The 19015-nt window shown below is 64.4% G+C and carries 20 protein-coding genes and 1 tRNA gene; 12 read left to right on the plus strand and 9 right to left on the minus strand.

Features of this window, described 5'->3' with window-relative positions; all coding sequences use genetic code 11:
* The 6 genes from ACILRA_RS03390 to ACILRA_RS03415 form a co-directional block, all read left to right on the plus strand.
* Nucleotides 1-232 (plus strand): transglutaminase-like cysteine peptidase (locus ACILRA_RS03390; RefSeq protein ID WP_395660684.1); only part of this gene is annotated, 232 nt, incomplete at its 5' end.
* Nucleotides 233-247: 15 nt separating this feature from the next.
* On the plus strand, nucleotides 248-451 hold the full coding sequence (locus ACILRA_RS03395; RefSeq protein ID WP_395660685.1) for a hypothetical protein: 204 nt from the start codon (nucleotides 248-250) through the stop codon (nucleotides 449-451).
* A gap of 86 nt (nucleotides 452-537) precedes the next feature.
* Nucleotides 538-942, plus strand: a complete 405-nt coding sequence (locus tag ACILRA_RS03400) for a hypothetical protein (protein ID WP_395660686.1) — start codon at nucleotides 538-540, stop codon at nucleotides 940-942.
* Between the two features lie 68 nt (nucleotides 943-1010).
* Nucleotides 1011-2399 (plus strand): PepSY-associated TM helix domain-containing protein, encoded by a 1389-nt coding sequence (locus tag ACILRA_RS03405; RefSeq protein ID WP_395660687.1) that lies wholly within the window; start codon nucleotides 1011-1013, stop codon nucleotides 2397-2399.
* Nucleotides 2400-2433: 34 nt separating this feature from the next.
* Nucleotides 2434-2913, plus strand: a complete 480-nt coding sequence (locus ACILRA_RS03410) for a copper chaperone PCu(A)C (RefSeq protein ID WP_395660688.1) — start codon at nucleotides 2434-2436, stop codon at nucleotides 2911-2913.
* Nucleotides 2914-2970: 57 nt separating this feature from the next.
* Complete coding sequence (locus tag ACILRA_RS03415) at nucleotides 2971-3564, plus strand: SCO family protein (RefSeq protein ID WP_395660689.1); 594 nt, start codon at nucleotides 2971-2973, stop codon at nucleotides 3562-3564.
* Nucleotides 3565-3657: 93 nt separating this feature from the next.
* Here the strand turns inward: ACILRA_RS03415 and ACILRA_RS03420 are convergent, their stop codons facing one another.
* From ACILRA_RS03420 to ACILRA_RS03445, 6 genes are all read right to left on the minus strand, one after another.
* Nucleotides 3658-5151, minus strand: a complete 1494-nt coding sequence (locus ACILRA_RS03420) for a hypothetical protein (protein WP_395660690.1) — start codon at nucleotides 5149-5151, stop codon at nucleotides 3658-3660.
* A gap of 3 nt (nucleotides 5152-5154) precedes the next feature.
* The gene (locus ACILRA_RS03425) at nucleotides 5155-6318 is read right to left on the minus strand and encodes a DUF6384 family protein (protein ID WP_395660691.1); all 1164 of its coding nucleotides are present in this window, start codon (nucleotides 6316-6318) and stop codon (nucleotides 5155-5157) included.
* Complete coding sequence (locus tag ACILRA_RS03430) at nucleotides 6311-7507, minus strand: cell surface protein (RefSeq protein ID WP_395660692.1); 1197 nt, start codon at nucleotides 7505-7507, stop codon at nucleotides 6311-6313. Before ACILRA_RS03430 ends, ACILRA_RS03425 begins: the two co-directional genes overlap by 8 nt.
* Nucleotides 7508-7604: 97 nt before the next feature.
* Nucleotides 7605-8126 carry a hypothetical protein gene (locus ACILRA_RS03435; RefSeq protein ID WP_395660693.1) on the minus strand — a complete coding sequence of 174 codons (522 nt, stop codon included), beginning with the start codon at nucleotides 8124-8126 and terminating at the stop codon, nucleotides 7605-7607.
* Nucleotides 8127-8145: 19 nt separating this feature from the next.
* Nucleotides 8146-9213 carry a DUF937 domain-containing protein gene (locus ACILRA_RS03440; RefSeq protein ID WP_395660694.1) on the minus strand — a complete coding sequence of 356 codons (1068 nt, stop codon included), beginning with the start codon at nucleotides 9211-9213 and terminating at the stop codon, nucleotides 8146-8148.
* A gap of 565 nt (nucleotides 9214-9778) precedes the next feature.
* Entirely contained in the window at nucleotides 9779-10357 is a 579-nt protein-coding gene (locus ACILRA_RS03445; RefSeq protein WP_395660695.1) for a helix-turn-helix transcriptional regulator, read from the minus strand.
* A 129-nt stretch (nucleotides 10358-10486) separates the two neighbouring features.
* On the opposite strand from ACILRA_RS03445, the gene ACILRA_RS03450 reads away from it, so the two are divergent.
* Both ACILRA_RS03450 and ACILRA_RS03455 read left to right on the plus strand, forming a co-directional pair.
* On the plus strand, nucleotides 10487-11947 hold the full coding sequence (locus ACILRA_RS03450) for a hypothetical protein (protein ID WP_395660696.1): 1461 nt from the start codon (nucleotides 10487-10489) through the stop codon (nucleotides 11945-11947).
* A gap of 363 nt (nucleotides 11948-12310) precedes the next feature.
* A complete protein-coding gene (locus ACILRA_RS03455; protein WP_395660697.1) occupies nucleotides 12311-12607 on the plus strand; it encodes a hypothetical protein in 297 nt (98 codons plus the stop codon).
* Between the two features lie 44 nt (nucleotides 12608-12651).
* Here the strand turns inward: ACILRA_RS03455 and ACILRA_RS03460 are convergent, their stop codons facing one another.
* Nucleotides 12652-12975, minus strand: coding sequence for a hypothetical protein (locus ACILRA_RS03460; protein ID WP_395660698.1), 324 nt, complete (start codon nucleotides 12973-12975; stop codon nucleotides 12652-12654).
* Between the two features lie 352 nt (nucleotides 12976-13327).
* On the opposite strand from ACILRA_RS03460, the gene ACILRA_RS03465 reads away from it, so the two are divergent.
* Nucleotides 13328-13753 (plus strand): fasciclin domain-containing protein, encoded by a 426-nt coding sequence (locus ACILRA_RS03465; RefSeq protein WP_395660699.1) that lies wholly within the window; start codon nucleotides 13328-13330, stop codon nucleotides 13751-13753.
* Nucleotides 13754-13909: 156 nt separating this feature from the next.
* On the opposite strand, the gene ACILRA_RS03470 is transcribed toward ACILRA_RS03465, so the two are convergent.
* A tRNA-Phe gene (locus tag ACILRA_RS03470) sits at nucleotides 13910-13985 on the minus strand.
* A gap of 265 nt (nucleotides 13986-14250) precedes the next feature.
* Here ACILRA_RS03470 and ACILRA_RS03475 point away from each other — a divergent pair.
* Nucleotides 14251-16131 (plus strand): MFS transporter, encoded by a 1881-nt coding sequence (locus tag ACILRA_RS03475; RefSeq protein WP_395660700.1) that lies wholly within the window; start codon nucleotides 14251-14253, stop codon nucleotides 16129-16131.
* 57 nt (nucleotides 16132-16188) lie between these two features.
* On the opposite strand, the gene ACILRA_RS03480 is transcribed toward ACILRA_RS03475, so the two are convergent.
* Nucleotides 16189-16470, minus strand: coding sequence for a hypothetical protein (locus tag ACILRA_RS03480; RefSeq protein WP_395660701.1), 282 nt, complete (start codon nucleotides 16468-16470; stop codon nucleotides 16189-16191).
* A 134-nt stretch (nucleotides 16471-16604) separates the two neighbouring features.
* On the opposite strand from ACILRA_RS03480, the gene ACILRA_RS03485 reads away from it, so the two are divergent.
* Nucleotides 16605-17345, plus strand: coding sequence for a metallophosphoesterase family protein (locus ACILRA_RS03485; protein ID WP_395660702.1), 741 nt, complete (start codon nucleotides 16605-16607; stop codon nucleotides 17343-17345).
* A complete protein-coding gene (locus ACILRA_RS03490) occupies nucleotides 17346-18746 on the plus strand; it encodes a universal stress protein (protein ID WP_395660703.1) in 1401 nt (466 codons plus the stop codon).
* Nucleotides 18747-19015: the final 269 nt, after the last annotated feature.

A 19015-nucleotide genomic window follows, 5' to 3' on the forward strand; every position in this document is an offset into this window, starting at 1 on the left:
GGCCCTGCGCATCACGGTGGTGCTGGACGAGCAGGCTGAAGGCCACGCCGTCCTGACGCTCGTCACCACCAAGGGCGATTTCGTCCTCGACAACCGCCGCAACGACATCCGCAGCTGGCATGCCGCCAACTACACGATGCTTAAGCGCCAGTCGGCGCAGGACCCGCGCAAGTGGGTGTCGCTCGAGTCCTCCAACAAGGACTCCGCCTTCGGCGGCACGGCCAGCAAGTAACAGGGGGAACATGCCATGCTGACGCTTCCCTTCCGCCTCGCCCTCACCGTCTTCATCGCGCTGTTCTGCGCCAGCAGCCTGGTGCGCCGCGCCGTGGCTGGGATCGCCGTATCCGCAGCCATCGTCGCCTTCCAGCACGAGCAGGCTTTCACTGCCTTCGCGGCGGCGGCGGCGGAAGATGGAACGCTGAAGGCGCTGCTGCTGCTCGCCGGCATCTGAATTCCCCCTCATCAGAGGGCCCGGCCGCGCCCGTGCGACCTTTGGTAGCGGAGACAATCCGGAGCCGGGCCGCCAGAATTCAACGCATGCATTGGGGAATTTTCGATAGCCTGCGCAAGCGCCGCGGCGTGGTCATCCACGCCGTCATGCTGGCGCTTGTGCTGCCCATGCTGCTTGGCCTCCTTCCGCAGCCCGCGCTATCCGCCGCGCAGACGCTTGACCGGGCCATCGCTGAATCGCTCTGCCTCACATCTGGAAAAGATGGGCCTGCCGGGCAGCAGCAGCATTCCGCCCATGGTGATGCATGCATCCTCTGCGGCCCTTGTTCTGCCGCGGGTCCGGCGCCGGGTGAGGCCGCCCGGGATGGCCGTGGCCTCCGCCCCGCCGCCGTTGCGGCCCCGCGCCCCTCAGCCCAGCTCCAACATCCCGAGACGTCCTGGCTGCTGTATGGCAGTCCGCCGCGCGGGCCGCCCTCCCTTCCCCGAGCCTGACTGCCTGAGCCGGTGTGCCCTTTTCCGGGCACGCCGCAACGCATGCCGATCAAGGGGAACTTCATTCCATGCCGATCACTTCCGGGCCGCAGCCGGACGCTGCCGCCAGTTCACGCCTGTACCGCGCCGTCTGGCGCTGGCATTTCTATGCCGGGCTTTATGTCATTCCATTTCTGCTCATGCTGGCCGTCACCGGCTTCTTCATGATGTTGTTCACGACCTACCTGCCGGAACATGGCGACCGGCTGCCGGTTGCCCCGCAGGCACAGGCGCTTCCCGCCACTGAGCTGGCGGAAGCGGCGCGTGCGTCCCTCGGCGCCGGGGCCGCGGTGAAGGACATCCGCACGCCCTATGACGCCGAGACACCGATGATGGTGACGGTGGCCGCGGGCGAGGTCAATCACGTGCTCGCCGTCGATCCCCATACGGGCGCCATCCTGCGGTCCATGCCGGAGGACAGTAGCTGGAACCTGTTTCTCGAAAACATCCACGGCACGCTTCTGCTTGGTCAGACGGGCGACTGGCTGATCGAGATCGCGGCAAGCCTCGGAATCATCCTCGCCGTCACCGGCGTCTACCTGTGGTGGCCGCGCGGCGAGGGCTTCGGGGCGGCGCTGGTTCCGAAGTTCAGCGCCAGCGGACGCAGCCTGTGGAAATCCTGGCACGAAACGACCGGCGCATGGATGGCCATCATCCTCGTGCTCTTCATGGTCACGGGCCTCGCATGGGCCTCGGTCTGGGGCGAGCGGTTCATGCAGGCCTGGAGCACTTTCCCGGCCGAGAAATGGGACAATGTGCCCCTGTCAGACAAGACCCATCTCTCGCTCAATGGCACGGGCGGGAAGCAGGTTCCCTGGGGCCTCGAACAGACGCCGCTTCCCGAATCGGGTTCGGCTGCCGGGGTTGCGGTCTTGCCGGGCGGCACGCCGCTCGACCTCTCCGGCATGGTGCAGCTCGGCCGCGCGCTGGGCATCGAAGGGCGCATGCGCATTACCCCGCCGGAGGGCGAGACGGGCGTGTGGACGATTTCGCAGAACAGCATGAGCTACGACGGCGCGAGCCCTACGCTGGACCGCACCATCCACGTCGACCAGTACACCGGCAAGGTGCTCGCCGATGTGCGCTATGCCGACTACGGCGTGGCCGCCAAGGCGATGGCCGTCGGCATCGCGCTGCATGAGGGCCAGCTGGGCTGGTGGAATTTCGCCATCAACGCGGTCTTCTGCCTGGCCTGCGTGTTCCTCTGCGTGTCAGGCGTGGTCATGTGGTGGAAACGCCGGCCCGTGGGGCGGGTCGGTTCCCCGAAATATCCGCGGGACTACACGGTGCCCGCGGGCGTTCTGGGTCTCGGCGCCGTGCTTGGCATTGTCTTCCCGCTCGGTGGCCTCGCCATCGCGCTCTTCGCCATCATCGATTTCTTCCTGCCAAAGCGGCTGAAGCAGGCCGGTGCGCAGTAGATCGTCATTCACAACAAGGAACTGGAAAACGCTCATGAAACACCTCAAGGACATCGCCTTCGCAGTGCTGCTGACCCTCGCCGCCGTGCTGGCCGCGCCCTGGGCGGGCGCGCATGATACCGCGATCAAGGCCGGCAACCTCGTCATCACCGGGCCGTGGTCGCGCCAGTCGCCCATGGCGGCGGATGTGGCGGCGGGCTTTCTCACCATCGCCAATACGGGCCAGGAGGACGACCGGCTGGTCAAGGCCGAAACCGCGATCAGTTCGATGACGCAAATCCACGGCATGAAGATGGAGGGCGACGTCATGAAGATGTTCGAGCTTCCCGAAGGCATCCCCATCCCCGCGGGCGGCACGGTGGAACTGAAGCCCAAGTCGCTGCACCTCATGTTCATGGGCCTGGCGAAGCCCCCCGCTGAGGGCGAGCACTTCACCGCCACGCTGACCTTCGAGAAGGCGGGAACGGTCGAGGTGCAATTTGACGTGCTGGCGCCCGGCGCCCACATGAACTGACGAACCGCCGGAGGCCGGCGCTTACCGCCGGCCTCCGCATTGCACAAGGTGACCCCCATGAAGATGATCCGCATCGCTGCCTGGGCGCTCGTGGCGGCCGTTCTGCTGTTCACCGGCGCCTCCTATTTCGGACTGACGCCGCTCAGGGAGAAGGCCGCCTCCTTCGCCGATGTCGGCGGACCCTTCATGCTCGCGTCGGCGAAGGGCGGTGTGGTGGACTCAGCCAGCCTCAGCGGCAACCCCTATGCCGTGTTCTTCGGCTTCACCCATTGCCCGGAAGTTTGCCCCACCGCCCTCTACGAGATGAGCACGATGCTCGCGAAGCTGGGCGAGGACGCCAAGCGGTTCCGCGTGTTCTTCATCACCGTGGATCCCGAGCGCGACACGGTGGCGATGATGAAGGACTACATGGCCAACTTCGACCCGCGCATCGAAGGCCTGGTGCCGGCCCCGGAGCAATTGCAGAAGCTTGCCGCCGCCTTCCGCGTCTACTACGCCAAGGTTCCAACCAGCGGCGGCGGCTACACCATGGACCACACGGCCTCCGTCTTCCTCATGGACGCCGATGGCCGCTTCGCCGGTACACTGGCCTATGGCGAGGAGGCCAGCACCCGCGAGGCCAAGCTACGGAAGCTGCTGGCGGGCCGCTGACGCTGGAGCATGATCTTGCATTGGGCGGGCAGGCCTCATGAGCAGGCGCCCGTGAGCACCCTCGTCCATGACGGGGGCCAGCAGGACTTCGCCTCAGAACGAGCCGCCCGTGCGGAAGCGGCCGCCGCCCGAGGGAAAGGAAAATCCGCCGCCACGGCCACCGCTTGGAAGCGAACCGCCCGGAAGCGACAGGCCGCCGCCCCAGCTGCCGCCCCAGTTGCCACCCTGCGGGAAGCGCGGCCATGACATGCCGCCGCCCGGGCCCAGCACGATATCGTCATAGCGCGGGAAGCGGTCGGAGGCGCGGCGCTGGCGGTTCTGGTGTCGCTGCAGCTCCGTCCAGTACTGGCCCGCCGTGATGGCCCCGGCGAGCAGCTGCTTGAGCAGGCCGCCGAAGAGATCGTCCTTGGTGAAGACAGAGGAGCTGTCGTCATAGCGCTGGCGGCGGAACTCGGCGGTGATGCGCAGCAGGTCGGAGCGGCGCGCGGCCAGCGCGTCGAGCTGGCTGCGGCGCTCACCCGCGCGCGCGTCAATCTTGTCGAGCTGGGCCACGGCATTCTGGATGCGCGCCAGCACGTCGTCATCGCGCATCGTGGCGGTGCGCTGCGCTTCGGCCAAGAGCTGGCGGAAGCCGGTGGCGGCGAGGCTCTTCGACAGCGCGTCGATGGCGGCGGCCAGGTCCTCGTCATCGCCGTTGGCCAGCCTGGCGATTGCGTCCGAGAGCTGGTCAAAGGCTGCTTCGCGCTCACTGACGGCCGTTTCGGCCTCCGCCAGGCGCTGCTCGAGTGTTGCGATCCCGGCGGCGAGGTCACGGCCAGCCTGGCGCGTGACGGCCTCGTGGACATTGGCTTCGATCGCCGCTTCCGCCCGCACGGCGGACTCCTCCAGCCGCCCCACATATTGCGTGAGCCGCTTTGGAATTTCGGTCAGCGCCGCGAAATTCACGCGCGCCTCGCCATAGCCGATGAGGCGCGCCACCCAGCCGTCCAGCATCCGCGTGATGCCGGCCGCGGCATAGGCCGACGTGCCGTACTGCCGCTGCCAGAGATACATGAACAGCGGATCGGCCGCATAGGGCTGTTCCTTCTCCGCGCGCTCGGCCTCCGCCTTGGCGGCCTTGGCGCGGGCATTCTCGATATGTGCGCGTGCCTCATCGCGGGCCTTGAGCAGCGCCGCGTGGCCCTCTTCGCCACTCAGCGCCTGGCGCGCTGCGGCGAAGGCCTGGTCATATTCCTCCCGCGCGCGCTCTGCCTCCTCGTGGGCGGCATGGCGCTTGCTGCGCCAGTCCTCGATCTCGGCCTTCAGCGCCTCCCATTTCGCTTCCGCTGCGCGTTGGGTGGCGAGCCAGCGTGAGAGGCGCTCCATCACCTCCGCGGAGAGGCCGTCGGCCCGGTCGATCACGCCGTCCTCGAGCGAGACGTCCACCTTCACCCGTGCCAGCGCACGGTAGCCGTCGGTGCGCGTCTTCTCGCTTTCAGCGCGCGATTGCGTCTCGCGTTCCGACAGCTTGCGGGCCTCGGCCTCCTCACGCTCGATGTCGCGGAGCGCCTGCTCGATCGATGCAAGTCCGCGCTGGCCCGAGATCATGACTTACCACTCCGTGATGGCGCCGGGCGGAGCGGGGATCGCCCACTCCGGCGCGGACATGCCACGCTTCTTTTCCGCAACGCGGTCTTTCTGGATGATGCCGTCGTCGGACTTGTCGCGGCGCACGGCGTCGAAAACGTCCTGGCCCACGCGCACGCCCCAGCGCTTCACGGTGCTGGTCTTGCGGCTTTCTTCACTGGTGACGGGCATGGCGATTGCCTGGCCGTCCGGACCCACCGCCTCGACGATCAGGTAATAATTCCTGGCAGAGGCGTTGACCTCGGGGATGCGCCACACGCCGGAGGGCGTGTCATCGGCCTGCACGACGCGGATCTCGTAGTTATGCCGCAGCTGCGCCAGCAGCGCCTCGAGCCGTTCGGCTGCGCCGCGCGCCACCGTGCCGTCGAAGGCGGCGAGCGCCTGTCTCGCTTCGCCTTCGAGTGCAGCGGCCGAGGCGAGGGCTGGATCATCCACCGCCTCCGTGCGGATGGCGGCCAGCGCCGTATCGATGCGGGCGGGCAGGGCTGCAAGCTCCTTGGCTTCCGCCGTGATGGCGCCGAGCCCGTCGAGCGCGCGGGCGAGGGCGGCCTGGTCACCCGCCGCAATGGCCGCGCGGCCGTCAGCGGCAAGGGCCTCCGCGCGCTCGCGCAGCACGGGCGACTGGGTGGTGGCCGTGATCCCGGCCAGTGCCGCATCCAGCCTTTCGCGGCCGCTGGCGAGTTCAGCTGCCACCGCCGCCTCGCGCGCCAGCCGCGGGCGCTCCATTCCGAAGTACCAGCCCGCCCAGCCGGCCGCGCCCAGCAGCAGCAGGACACCCAGCACCCGCCCCAGCTTGCCGCGCTTCACATAGAGCCGGGCGAGGCCCGCCTGCAGGCCCGTGGCACGGCTCTTGTAGGTGAAGCGGTCCTGCTCCAGTGCCCGGACACCCTCCTCGAGCATGTCGTCGGGCACGGATATTCCCTGCGAGGCATAGATCTCGCCGAGGCGCTTCTTCATGTCGGCGCGGCGCTTGCTGTCGTCGAGCTCACGCTCGGCGATGCGCATGTCGTGGCGCAGCGTGTCAACGATGTCCATGGCGAGCATGAGATCGTCGAGCGCGGGGGAGGCCGGCCCACCCGCGGTGGTGCGCGGCGCACCCGGCGCGGCTGCGGAAGACGCCTCAGACATTCGCGGCGATCAGGTCCTGCCCGGAGGCGGCCAGCCGCGCCAGCCGGCGCTTGCCGTCCTCAACAGCCTCGGCGATCTCCCTCGAGTTCTTCGTGGAGAGCGCGCGCATCTCCTCGATGATCTCGCGTGAGCGGGACTGGAAGCCGGTGACGCTGTCTACCAGCTTCTTCACCGACTCCGCGCGGATCGTGGGGCCATAGCCCGCGCGCAGCGCATCTTCCTGGATCTTGTCGCCCATCTCCGAGATGGTCTCGAGGCTTTGTTCCACCCCCTTCTTCATCTCATCCAGCGTGCGCGTCGATTCATGCAGGCCCGCGAGGCCGGTGAAGGAGGCCTTGAGCGCGGTCAGCACCGACTCGTTGGTGGAAAAGAAGGTGATGGACTGCGCATAGACGCGCTCCTTGCTGCTGGTGGTCTGCTGCAGCCTGGCCATCACCACCTCGGAGGTGTTGTAGCCGATGACGAGGTTGTCGGCGAGGTCCTTGGCCACCTGGTAGCGCTTCTCCTCATTCTGGAGGCCGCGCACGCGCTCGTCGCGCGCCATTTCCAGCCTCGCGCGCTCGGAACCCTGGCTGCCGGCATAGGCCTCGACGGTGGCGTTGGCTTCGTTCAGCGCGGCCTTGGCGGCGCCAAGCTTCTTCTCGGCGGTTTCCAGCACTTCCAGTGCGTGGACCTGCGCCTGCTTCAGCGCGCCGCGGAAATCGGCATAGGCGTTGAAGATGCGGTGCTCGCGCTCGATCTGGTCCTTGGTGTCGCGGGCCACGTCGAGGTAGGTCTTGCGGATGGTTTCGAAGCGGTCGGCGATGTCGCCGCGGCGCACCTTCATCCAGATGTTTGCCAGCCGCTCGCCGGTGCTCAGCTTGCCATCCTCCATCTGGTCCACCATGGACTTCGCGTCGTCGCGGATGGAGTTGAAGCTGCCGGTGATCTCCTCGTAGCGGTTGCCGATCGACATCGAGGCCACCTCGTTGCGCACCACGTCGTTGAACACCGACGCCTGGTTCAGCGTGCGCGAGATGACGGCGACCTTGTCCGGGTCGAGGTCGGTGATGGTTTCGAGCAGGCTGGCGATCGGGGCCTGCTCGGTCATGGTTGGCATCAGCCCCATGTCGCGCAGCGAGCCGAGGGCGCGGTCGAGATACTGCAGGGCCGTGGTGGTGGGCTGGAGCGAAGTGGACGGGTTCGTCATGGTATCACGCCTCGGATAATGTTGTGGTGGTGGCCGGAAACTGCGCCACCGCAGCTGCTGCCGCCCGCTGCGGTGGTGCTTTTTTCGTGATGCCCGGTCAGGCTGCCTGGGGCCCGCCCAGCGCCTCGTGGATCTGGGTGAGCAGCGCCTTTTCGGGTGCGGAGAGGCGCTCACCGCCGAAGCCCAGGAAACCGCCCTCGGTCGAGGCATTTGCCACTTTTTCGGCGATTGCCATGGTCCAGGCGCGGTAGTCCTGCGCCTCCGCCGGGCTGGCCTTGGCATCGAGCAGGGCCGCCGCCGCGCGGGCATCCGCCAGCACCTGCCGGGTGAGCGTCTCCGCGTTGTTCACGCCATTGGCCTTGAGCCGGGCCGAGGTCCAGTCCCGTGTCCGGGTCATCTTCTCGACAGCTGCCTTGCGGTCGGCCGCCGGATCGGGGAGGAGTTCCCGGATCAGCGCATTGTCCGGGTAGGATTTCAGCCCCTCCAGCACCGCGGAGGCATTGGTGAAGGCCTCCTTGCCGGTGCCGAAGAGGCCGCTGCCCGAGGCCGCCGCCATGGCCGTGCCGATGAGCTGCGGCACGCTGGCCAGCAGGTTCAGTTCATCTTCTGTGAAGGTCATGCCGCTCTCTCCCCTTGGCTCAGGCCGGCTTTGCCAGGGCTTCGATCTTGGCCACGAGGCCGTCCACCGTGGTCTTCAAGATACTGCCCACGCCGGGGATGGCCAGCACCTTGCCGGACACCTCCTTGATGGCGGGCAGTGCCACGCTGACGAGACCCGCCAGCATGCTGCGCTGCTCCGCCGTGAGCTTGGCGGCAAGGCCCGAGATGCCATCGAAGGCCGTGACCGTCTCCTGCAGCTTGGGCAGGGCGGCTTCCGCGGTGGCCGCATCGGTGATGCCGCCCAGCGTCGTGCGCAGCCCGTCAAGCGTGCCGGTCAACTGCTTGCCGACGTCGACGCCGTCGACCATGACTTCCTTCACCGCCTGGGGGACGGCCTCGGTCACCGTGGTGGCGGAGCGGTTGCCGAGGAACCACCAGAGCGCCACCAGCGCGAGGAGAACCGGCAGCGCCCAGGTGAGCCAGTTGGTGCCCTTCTTGGTGACCTGTGCTGTGTGGTGGACGGCATTGGTGGCGGCGCGGCCCGCCTGCTCGGCGAAGTTTGAGCCGACGAGGCCGGAGGCCGACAGCATGTCGCCCAAGCCCGCCGGAAGCGCCGACTTGATGTTGTTCTGCTGGCCGCGCAGCATGTTGCCAAGGCCCGCGGCATCGAGGCCCTCGCTGGCCGCCGACTTGGCGAGCTGGCCCATGGCCAGCTGGCCGGCCAGCGACACGATCGAGGAGGAGGCATCGCTGCCGATGCCCGCCTGGCGGCCGATGGCGTTGGTGAGGCTCTTGAGCCCCGTATCGCCGAGAAGCGAGCCGAGCGAGCCGAGGCCGCCCTGCAGGAACTTCTCGCCCTTCGCACCCGAGAGCGTCGCGGCGAGATCGCCGAAGGCCCCCGTATCCGTCTTCGAGACGGCGTCGAACAGGGCGCGTGCCCCGGTGTCGGTTGATGCCTTGCTGCCGAAGATCGCGAGGACCGCGGGCACCGCCGCGCTGAGGGCCGTGCGGGCCAGCCCAGAGTTGACGCCGAGCGCCGCCGCCACCTTGTCGACGACCGATGGTGCAAGCGAGTTGATGATTGCCGAAACGATGTTGAGTGCCACGTTCGCCCCCTTGAGCGTTAGCTTTGAAACAACCTTGCTGCCGGTTTCGATGCGTAGACCTGGGGGAATCCGCATGAACCGGCAGGCGATATATGGCGTGAATTGAGCCCCAAGATTGTATTGGTCCATGCATTTTGGAGGACTTTACTGGCCCGGCAGTTCGGGAATCTGTGTCAAGCAAACGATTGCTGGAGATCAGACGGCTGGTGGAGGGTGGCCCGTCCGCGTCAGGATCAGGAACGGCAGGCTATCAACACATGAGCCGCCGGGGGCACGCTGCGGCTTCCTCCCTTCATCCGGCAGGCAGGCGCTTCAGTTTCAAGTCAACTGCGGCCCTGGCCGTCACCTCTGCGGGCATCGTCTGAAAACGGAACGGCGCCGTTCATGAGATCACTGCTTTAAGGCTCTTCAACATGTGACTATAGACCATTGCCCTGTGCTCCGGCGTCCCGAAGAAGTGGGGAGCGGGCGCGGGATGCCAGCTTTTGCTGGCATGACGGTGCGAGTGGGGCGTCGATCTCAACCAACCGCCCGCCGTGCCGGGCATCTCGCCGCGTGCGCACGGTTACAGCTCGTCAATTCTGACGATCTTTCCAATCTTGGTTTCCTCCGTCTGGTCGCAGAGTTCAAATGAGACGTCGGCCAGTATGAGGCTACCCGTCTTGCGGAAGCATATTGTCCAGTGATGTTTGAGCGCCTGGTCATAGCGGTGGTCTATGTGCCGCTCGGTCGTGCCCGACATCAGCGCGATCTCTCCAAGCTTGATGGAGGAGTGGAGCTGACGGTCCTCCAGGATTGCCTTGGTCTCTCCCACGAGCTTGTCTCCAAAATACTGTCCAATGAGTCGGGAAAACCGGGGAAAAATTCTCTGATATCCCTTCGATGTGGCCAGCAACCGGGCTCCGTCGAGGTCAAACAGCACATGAAGCGAGTTTTTCTCGCGAACGAAGAGTTCCTCAAGCGACACGGCTTGAACCGTTGCTGGATCCAGCAGGACCTTGATCCGGCCAAGAACCTCAAGCGATGGCGCATCGACGCCGGCCTCCCATCGCGACACAGCTGCCTGCGAAACGTTGAGCCGTTCTGCAAGGGCCTGCTGCGAGATCCCATGTGCTTTTCGCCACGCCCTCAGAGCTTCGATCATTCAGGATAAGCTCGCGTATATTCCCGTATAGCTTTGTTTCTAGCAGCCCCTCACCGGTTCAGCTAATGGAAAGTCGCCTGCGCGAGACAGGCAAAATCAATTAGATTTCAAATCAAGCAGGAGAGAAATATGAACTCTGAGTTGAAAGCAGAGAAGCGTCTACCGATTGTCCGTCTGGCAACTTCCCTCCTGCTGAGCACGGCCATCGTGTCGCTGACGCCCGCGATTGCCGCCGACGCACAGGGACCAGGCTCGCTCGACCTCAGCTTCGGAGCTGGAACGGATGACGGGACGCCCGCAGGCATCGTCAGCATATCGCTTGGCGATGGAGATGATACGGCCAACGATATCGCCACGACTGCAGATGGCAAGATCGTCGTCGTCGGCAATCGCAACAACGGCCAGAGCAACGACATCGTGATCGTTCGCTATAATGCCGATGGCAGCTTCGATGCGAGCTTCGGCAAGTCGGATGACGGCACGCCCGATGGCGTCGTCAACATCTCGCTTGGCGATGGCAACGACTTTGCAACGTCGGTTGCCATTCAGCCGGACGGCAAGATCGTCGTCGGCGGCTATCATGAGGAAGGCACGAGCACCAATATCGTGGCGTTGCGCGTCAATGCCGACGGCACACTTGACCAGGGCTTCGGCACCGCCGATGATGGCACCGAGAACGGCATCGTCAACATCTCGCTCGGCGATGGCAACGACATCGGCCGCAGCGTGGCGCTGACCGCCGATGGCAAGATCGTGCTTGCGGGTGACTCGGTGTCGAAGGACGGCAGCTCCAACATGGTTGTCGCCCGCCTGAACGCTGATGGCTCGCCCGACGCCAGCTTCGGCAAGGACGGCGCCGATGGCACGCCGGACGGCTTCGCCGCCGTCTCGCTGGGCGATGGCAATGATATTGCAAACGATGTCGCTGTTGCCGCGGATGGCAAGATCGTCGTCGCGGGCACCCATGGTCCAGAGGGCAATTCCAACATGGCCGTGCTCCGCCTCAATGCCGACGGCACCTTTGACGAGAGCTTCGGCACGGCTGATGACGGCACGCCCAATGGCGTGGTCAGCCTGTCGCTGGGCGACGGCAGCGACGTCACACGCGGCGTTGCAGTGGCAGCAGATGGAAAGATCGTCATCGCGGGCGATTCCAAGTCGGCTGACGGCAGCACCAATGTGATCGTCGCCCGGCTCAATGCCGATGGTGCGCTCGATGCGGCCTTCGGTACTGCCGAAGACGGCACACCCAATGGCGTGGCAGCAACCTCTCTTGGTGAGGGCAATGATTACGCAACAGGCGTGGTCCTCGAAGGTGATGGAGACATTGTGGTCGCTGGCTATCACGAGGAGGGCACGAGCACCAATATCGCCGTCCTCCGCTACAAGACTGACGGCTCGCTCGACCAGGAGTTTGCAACTTCGGATGACGGCACGCCGAATGGCATTGCCAACATCTCGCTGGGAGATGGCAATGACATGGCCTCGGCCGTGGCGCTCCAGGGCGACAAGCTGATTGTCGTCGGTGGCACCACAGCCGCCAAGGACGGCAGCAAGAACATCGCCGTTCTCCGCCTCATCGCACACTGAGGCATGAACGCCAAAAGTGGAAACCACTCTGGCGATAAGGTCATGCTCTAGCAATTGATCTTGCGCGCGCTAAGCTTCATCGCAAGAGGTAAACAGAAGCCGCCGGGTCACAATGGCTTGGCGGCTTTTTTCTTGCGAAGACAGCTCTGACAAATTGCTGTGGTGGCTGGATTTCCTCCTGCTTTCGGTGCAGCACAAGCAGACAAAAGGGAGTACCTCCGCTTTCGTGTAGCGTCTCAAGAGATTGGCTTGCCTTCTTCCCAATGATGACCGCCGTCAATGACATGAGGAAGTGTGTCAGAGGCTCGCCATGCTGCCCGATTGACCTTGCCATCGCATAAGAAAAGGTTCATATCATCCAAAATGAACAAAAATCCCATACTGTATTCGTGGAACTTCATCTTCAATCATGAAGTAAGCCCGCTCCGCAACATCCCTGATATCGCCATCCGGCACTATGTTCTTCAAGCCTTGGGCCTGATGTGGGCCTTGAGCTTTTCTCTCGCTATCGGTAGCTACACATTCCTTGCGGCAAACATTATTGGGCACACGCTTCTGATTGGCGCGGTGGCAATAACGGTCGCTGTTCTGTCGACCGCCGCGGCAAAGCCGGAGCTTTTTCTCCGCAGCTCCCGCCGGCATGACGGCGAGCACGAGTAACGCGGTTCCGGATCGTCACCCTGCGGCGGACGGCTGAACGAGCCTCAGAGCACAGGCCACATCACGGCAGCCGTATAGAGGCCGGTCCATATGGCTGCATATCCGCCAATCACCAGCATTTTGCTGGGGTGCCTCGCGGGGCGCACTCTGCCATTCGTCAGCCATGACATGATCCAAAGGCCACCAGCAAGTGACCAGAAGCCCGTGACCAGGAACATGACATTCACGAGCGTGGAGGCATCAATCTCCGTGCGCTCCATGAGGCTGAGTACCGGAAACGCCGACAGGAATGGCCAGGCCGCCAGGAACGGGACGATGACGATCGACGCGATGAGATGAGGCATCTCTGCCGTGAGCTTTGAAGTCATTTGATCCTTGTATCCCCTGTCTTCTGTCCTGATGGCGCACGTGCCGGACTCATGAACGGCTCTCAGCACTTACGGCCTTCGCGGTCAGTTGGTCCTGAGGCAAAAAGACCATCATCCCATCGCCTTCTGCTTGTTCGACGGAATTCGAGTCAGACAGAGCCAAAAGATACGTTGTAGAAGTACTTTCGGATCCCCATCTCTATCAAACGGAGACAACAGTGGTTGACGCGCACTGCGCTGCCAACCTTTGTCTCCCCAGCCAGCAGTTTGCTTCTTTGCTTGTCCGCCTGTTTGCGGTGCTTGCGGCATCAAGCCTGTGCGTGTCTCTGAAAAAAGATTGGAATAAAATCACATGACAACGACACTTCACGACATCGTCGATACCGCGGCCGCAGCCGGCTCCTTCAAGACGCTTGTCGCAGCCGTGACGGCCGCGGAACTCGGCGCCACCCTGAAGGGGGCAGGCCCGTTCACCGTGTTCGCGCCTTCTGATGAGGCCTTTGCCAAGCTGCCGGCCGGTACGGTCGAAGATCTGGTCAAGCCAGAGAACAAGGCCAAGCTTGCCGCCATTCTCACATATCATGTGATGGCCGGTAAGGTGATGGCGGCCGATGTCTCCGGCAAGAAGCTCGAGCCCGTTACCGTCAACGGCGGCAAGCTTCATGTCGATGGCACGGCTGGTGTCACCGTCAATGGCGCCAAGGTCACCACCGCGGACATCGCCTGCACAAACGGCGTCATCCATGTCATTGACACCGTGCTGATGCCGAAGGCCTGATCTCTCTTGAGTTGATGCCATGATGCCCGGAGCACGCTCCGGGCATTTTCGTTTCGGGGCGCTGCTTCCGATCTCGCCCGCGCCGCGAAATGATCCGCACCTGCAGCGGGCAGAGCCGCGGGCACGCTCAATGAAACAGATTCACGAGGAAGGAAGTGGTGCCCAGGACCGGAATCGAACCAGTGACACGCGGATTTTCAATCCGCTGCTCTACCAACTGAGCTACCTGGGCACGCGATGGGTGGCGGGTGTATAAGAGATTGGCTGGAGCCATGCAAGTGGAACCTTGGCATTGAGCGGCATCCAGATTTTCAATGAAGATCAAATACCTGCCGCGGTTGCGAATGGATTTCAAGGCGATCCCTGCGAAAGTCCAATAAACCCCGGGGCCGCTTTTCGATATGGCTATTGGTCAGGATGGCGGCGCCTGGGAGTGGCCCGCCTGTCCTCGCCAATCACGGGTGGCCCAAAGGCCCCCGCAAAAAAGGGGAGAAACGATGGCAGAGACGACAGTACCGGGAAGCGTACGATCGCGGCCCATGACGGCCGAGGAGAAGAAGGTGATCGTCGCCTCCTCCGCGGGCACAATCTTTGAATGGTACGATTTCTATCTGTACGGTTCTTTGGCGGCCATCATCGGCGCGCAGTTCTTTACGGCCTTCCCGGAAGCGACGCGCAACGTCTTCGCGCTGCTCGCCTTTGCCGCGGGCTTTATCGTGCGCCCGCTGGGCGCGCTGTTCTTCGGCATGCTGGGTGACATCGTCGGCCGCAAGTACACCTTCCTCATGACCATTCTGATCATGGGTATCTCGACCTTCCTCGTCGGCCTGCTGCCCAACTACAACGCATGGGGAGCGGCGGCGCCGATCATTCTGATCATCCTGCGCATGGCGCAGGGCCTGGCGCTCGGCGGCGAATATGGCGGTGCGGCGATCTACGTCGCCGAACATGCCCCGGCCCACCGGCGCGGCTTCTACACCTCCTTCATCCAGACCACGGCCACGCTGGGGCTTCTCCTGTCGCTGATCGTGATCCTGATGGTGCAGGGCTATGTCAACGGCCATTATCCTGAGGTGGCGGTGCTCGATGCTGCCGGTGCTGCGGTCATGAACCCCGATGGCACGCCGCAGATGATGAAGGCCTTCAACGCCTGGGGCTGGCGCATTCCGTTCATCGGCTCGATTTTCCTGCTGCTGATCTCGCTTTACATCCGCCTGCAGATGAACGAGTCTCCCGCCTTCAAGAAGATGAAGGAAGAGGGCTCTGCCTCCAAGGCGCCGCTGCGTGAAGCTTTCGGCAACTGGCGCAATGGCAAGATCGCGCTGATAGCACTTCTGGGCCTCGTCGCCGGCCAGGCCGTCGTCTGGTACACCGGCCAGTTCTACGCGCTGTTCTTCCTGCAGAACGTCATCAAGCTCGACAGCTTCACGGCGAACGTGCTGGTCGCATGGTCGCTGATCCTGGGCACGGGCGGCTTCCTGTTCTTCGGTTCGCTGTCCGACCGCATCGGCCGCAAGCCGATCATCCTGGCGGGCTGCCTGATCGCAGCACTGAGCTATATGTGGGTCTTCAACACCCTGACCAAGGTGGCGAACCCCGCGCTCTACGCCGCACACCAGACGAAGGTGACGGTGACTGCCGATCCGGCCGACTGCTCGTTCCAGTTCAACCCGACGGGCACGCTCAAGTTCACCAACTCCTGCGACGTGGCCAAGGCCCAGTTGCAGCGCACGTCCGTGAACTATGAGACGGTTCCGGGTCCCGCTGGCAGCGTGGCCGAGATCAAGGTGGGCGACACCGTGATCCCGTCCTTCAATGCGGCCGCCAACACCGCCGCCATCAAGGCGGCGACGGAAGCGCTGGCTGCGGCCAAGTCCGGCACGGACCAGGCCGCCATCGATGCAGCCCAGGCCGCGCTCGACAAGGAGAAGGGCGTGAAGCCCGGCTTCGAGAAGGCGCTGAACGAGGCCCTGAAGGCTGCCGGCTACCCGCTGGTTGCCGCTGACAACACCACGGTCGCCAAAGCCTCCAACTTCTTTGACATCTTCACGGGTCAGAAGCTGGCGATCGTCGCGATCCTCACCTACCTCATCATCCTCGTGACGATGGTGTATGGCCCGATCGCCGCGGCGCTCGTCGAACTCTATCCGACGCGCATCCGCTACTCTGGCCTGTCGCTGCCCTACCACATCGGCAACGGCTGGTTCGGCGGCCTGATGCCGGCCACCGCCTTCGCGATCTCGGCCCAGTCCGGCAACATCTATGCCGGTCTCTGGTATGCGATCGTGATCGCCGTGATGACGGTGGTGATCGGTGCGATCTTCGTGCCGGGCGGCACCCACAAGAAGGACATCTTCGCCGACGACATCCGGCGCTGATCGTCAGACGGGACGTAAGTTGGACGGGCCGGGGGTTTCCCCGGCCCGTCCTGCGTTTCAGGAGCGCCGTGCCCGCGAGACGGCCTGCCAGGCCAGCCAGAACACGGCGACGATCACCGCATTCACCGCAACGCCTGCGGCTACAGCCTGCCACAACGAAACATCCGGCCGCGGCATGGTGGAGGGAATGATGACGGCGACAAAGACCACGCCCGCGATCAGCGGTAGCAGCACCCCCGTCTGCTGGCGTGTCCGTTCGGTTGTGTAGATCAGTCCCGCCAGCAGGCCGAGGCGGAAGATGTCGGTGAATTGCTCCACCATAAGGGTTGAGATGTCCATGGCGCGTCTCCCGTGTTTCCCTGTCTTATCAAGACCAGTGCGTGGCGCAACACGCCAGTCGGTGGAGCTTCCGCAGCGCGATGGAACTAAGGTCGGTGTTCCACGCCAGGCCCGGATATGATGAAAATCCGCTCATGCGGATCGCCCTGATCTCCGATATCCATGCGAATCTGCCCGCGCTTGAAGCCTGCCTTGCGGCAGCGCAGAAGCAGGATGCCGACAGGCTTGCCTTGCTTGGCGATTTCGTGGGCTACGGCCCGGATCCGGAAGCCGTGGTCGCGCGCGTCGGGCCACTTGTCGCGGCGGGCGCCATCGCCGTTCTGGGCAATCATGACATGGCCGTGCTGAAGCCCTCGCGCGATATGAACCCGGTGGCCGCCGAAGCCATCGCCTGGACGCGCGGCCAGCTGAGCAAGGATGCAAAATCCTTTCTTGCCGGATTGCCCTTCGAGGTGCGGTCGGGCGACCTGCTGTTCGTTCATGCCGATGCCTCCGACCCTGCCGCCTGGCACTATGTGACCGATGCCGAGGCCGCGCGCGCCAGCCTCTCCGGCTGCAATGCCCAGGTGACATTCTGCGGCCATGTGCATGTGCCTGCCCTCTACTGCCTGTCGGCTGCTGGCAAGATGACATCTCATGCGCCGGTGCAGGACGTGGCGATCCCGCTGCCTGCGCAACGCAAGTGGCTGGCGGTGATCGGCTCCGCCGGCCAGCCACGCGACGGCAATCCGGCGGCGTCCTTCGCAGTTTACGATACGGACACGCGGTCGCTGACCTATTGCCGCGCGCCATATGATGTGGACAGCGTCGCGCAGCGCATGCGTGGCCTGGGCCTGCCGGATTCCCTGGCAGGGCGATTGCTGAGAGGGCGCTGAGTGGTCAAGGCAAGGCTGAACCCGGGAACGGTCATCGAGGGCTTCCGCATCGACGACCTGAAGCACACCGGGGGCATGGCGCATCTCTGGAGTGTCACGCGCGAAGATGATGGCGCTGGCTTCCTGATGAAGACGCCCGTCGTTTACGAGGGCGAAGACCCGGCGGCCATCGTCAGCTTTGAGATGGAGCAGATGATCATGCCGCGGCTCAAGGGTCCGCATGTGCCGCGCCACATCGCCAATGGCGATTTCTCGAAACAGCCTTTCATCGTCATGGAGCTGCTTGCTGGCGAGACGCTGCTGTCCTCGCTTCCGAAGCTGCCACTGCCGCCGGACGCCGTGGCTGAGCTCGGGGCGCGGATCGCGGATGCGCTGCAGTCGCTGCACGGCCAGGGAGTGGTGCACCTCGACGTCAAACCCTCCAACATCATGTTCAGGCCCGGCGGGGAGGCAGTGCTCATCGACTATGGCCTCGCCCATCACCGCGCGCTGCCTGATCTGATGCAGGAGGAGTTCCGCCTTCCCTATGGCACGGCCCCCTACATGGCGCCGGAGCAAGTGATGGGCATCCGCAACGATCACCGCAGCGACATCTTCGCGCTCGGTGCGCTGATGTATTTCTTCGCCACCGGCACGAGGCCCTTCGGCGATCCGCAGCGGCTCAAGGGCCTGAAGCGGCGGTTGTGGAAGGATCCCGTGCCGCTGCGCCGGCTGAACCCCGCCGTCCCTGCCTGGCTGCAGGAAATCGTGCTGCGCTGCCTGGAGGTGAAGGCGGGGCGGCGCTACCCCAGTGCCGCGCAGCTCGCGCATGATCTGCGCCATCCCGGCCAGGTGACACTCACGGCGCGGGCCGAGAAGCTTGAGCAGGATGGTTTCTTTGCAGTCCTCAAGCGCCGGGGTGAATCGCCGATGAGCCTGATCGACGATCCGCCCTCACGGCAGGCTGATGCGTCCGATGCCCCGATCGTTTCTGTCGCCGTCAACCTCGACGATATGACGCCCGAACTCGCCGACAAGCTGCGCCGCACCGCGCTGCGGATTCTCGAACGCTCTCCGCAGGCCAGGCTCGCCGTGCTCAATATTCTGAAGCTCAACCGTATCGCTTTGGACCAGACGCTGGACGAGCAGGGTAACAACAAGCACGTGCAGCGCCTCGTAGGGCTCAAGGACTGGGCCCGCCCGCTGCCGCTGGACCAGGGCCGGGTCACCTTCCACGTGCTGGAAGCAATCGATCCCGCCGACAGCATTCTCGACTATGCACGCATCAACAACGTGGACCACATCATCATGGGGGCCCGTGCCAATTCGGCGATGCGCAAGATCCTGGGCAGCGTCTCGGCCAAGGTGGCGGCGGAAGCGCCCTGCAGCGTTACCGTCGTGCGCAACAGGGCGTTGGATTAGAGCGGCGGGCGATCAAATGGAATCCTTGTGACGGCTGATGTCTTCTCCCGCTCCTTCAGCGGGAGAAGAAGGGACCCGTTGCGGAACGCAACGGGGAGATGAGGGAACAAGGGCGCTGCATACAATTCGGAGCCCCGCGGTCCCTCACCTCCCCCAACTTCGTTGGTTCCCCTTCCTCTCCCGCGCCGCGGGAGAGGACGCTGGGCAAGCTGATCTCAACTGACCGCCCGCCGCTTTAGAGCATGATCTTGCGCGCGTTCCGGGGGGAG

Source organism: Aestuariivirga sp. (assembly GCF_044239095.1).
Classification (GTDB): Bacteria; Pseudomonadota; Alphaproteobacteria; order Rhizobiales; family Aestuariivirgaceae; genus Aestuariivirga.

Excerpts from the sequence above, each read along its gene's own strand:
- ACILRA_RS03410 (WP_395660688.1), top strand. The coding sequence starts at position 2,434 with ATGAAACACCTCAAGGACATCGCCTTCGCAGTGCTGCTGACCCTCGCC.
- ACILRA_RS03450 (WP_395660696.1), top strand. The coding sequence starts at position 10,487 with ATGAACTCTGAGTTGAAAGCAGAGAAGCGTCTACCGATTGTCCGTCTG.
- ACILRA_RS03405 (WP_395660687.1), top strand. The coding sequence starts at position 1,011 with ATGCCGATCACTTCCGGGCCGCAGCCGGACGCTGCCGCCAGTTCACGC.
- ACILRA_RS03420 (WP_395660690.1), bottom strand. The coding sequence starts at position 5,151 with ATGATCTCGGGCCAGCGCGGACTTGCATCGATCGAGCAGGCGCTCCGC.
- ACILRA_RS03475 (WP_395660700.1), top strand. The coding sequence starts at position 14,251 with ATGGCAGAGACGACAGTACCGGGAAGCGTACGATCGCGGCCCATGACG.
- ACILRA_RS03430 (WP_395660692.1), bottom strand. The coding sequence starts at position 7,507 with ATGACGAACCCGTCCACTTCGCTCCAGCCCACCACCACGGCCCTGCAG.
- ACILRA_RS03400 (WP_395660686.1), top strand. The coding sequence starts at position 538 with ATGCATTGGGGAATTTTCGATAGCCTGCGCAAGCGCCGCGGCGTGGTC.
- ACILRA_RS03425 (WP_395660691.1), bottom strand. The coding sequence starts at position 6,318 with ATGTCTGAGGCGTCTTCCGCAGCCGCGCCGGGTGCGCCGCGCACCACC.
- ACILRA_RS03395 (WP_395660685.1), top strand. The coding sequence starts at position 248 with ATGCTGACGCTTCCCTTCCGCCTCGCCCTCACCGTCTTCATCGCGCTG.
- ACILRA_RS03455 (WP_395660697.1), top strand. The coding sequence starts at position 12,311 with ATGAACAAAAATCCCATACTGTATTCGTGGAACTTCATCTTCAATCAT.
- ACILRA_RS03480 (WP_395660701.1), bottom strand. The coding sequence starts at position 16,470 with ATGGACATCTCAACCCTTATGGTGGAGCAATTCACCGACATCTTCCGC.
- ACILRA_RS03415 (WP_395660689.1), top strand. The coding sequence starts at position 2,971 with ATGAAGATGATCCGCATCGCTGCCTGGGCGCTCGTGGCGGCCGTTCTG.
- ACILRA_RS03435 (WP_395660693.1), bottom strand. The coding sequence starts at position 8,126 with ATGACCTTCACAGAAGATGAACTGAACCTGCTGGCCAGCGTGCCGCAG.
- ACILRA_RS03460 (WP_395660698.1), bottom strand. The coding sequence starts at position 12,975 with ATGACTTCAAAGCTCACGGCAGAGATGCCTCATCTCATCGCGTCGATC.
- ACILRA_RS03465 (WP_395660699.1), top strand. The coding sequence starts at position 13,328 with ATGACAACGACACTTCACGACATCGTCGATACCGCGGCCGCAGCCGGC.
- ACILRA_RS03485 (WP_395660702.1), top strand. The coding sequence starts at position 16,605 with ATGCGGATCGCCCTGATCTCCGATATCCATGCGAATCTGCCCGCGCTT.
- ACILRA_RS03445 (WP_395660695.1), bottom strand. The coding sequence starts at position 10,357 with ATGATCGAAGCTCTGAGGGCGTGGCGAAAAGCACATGGGATCTCGCAG.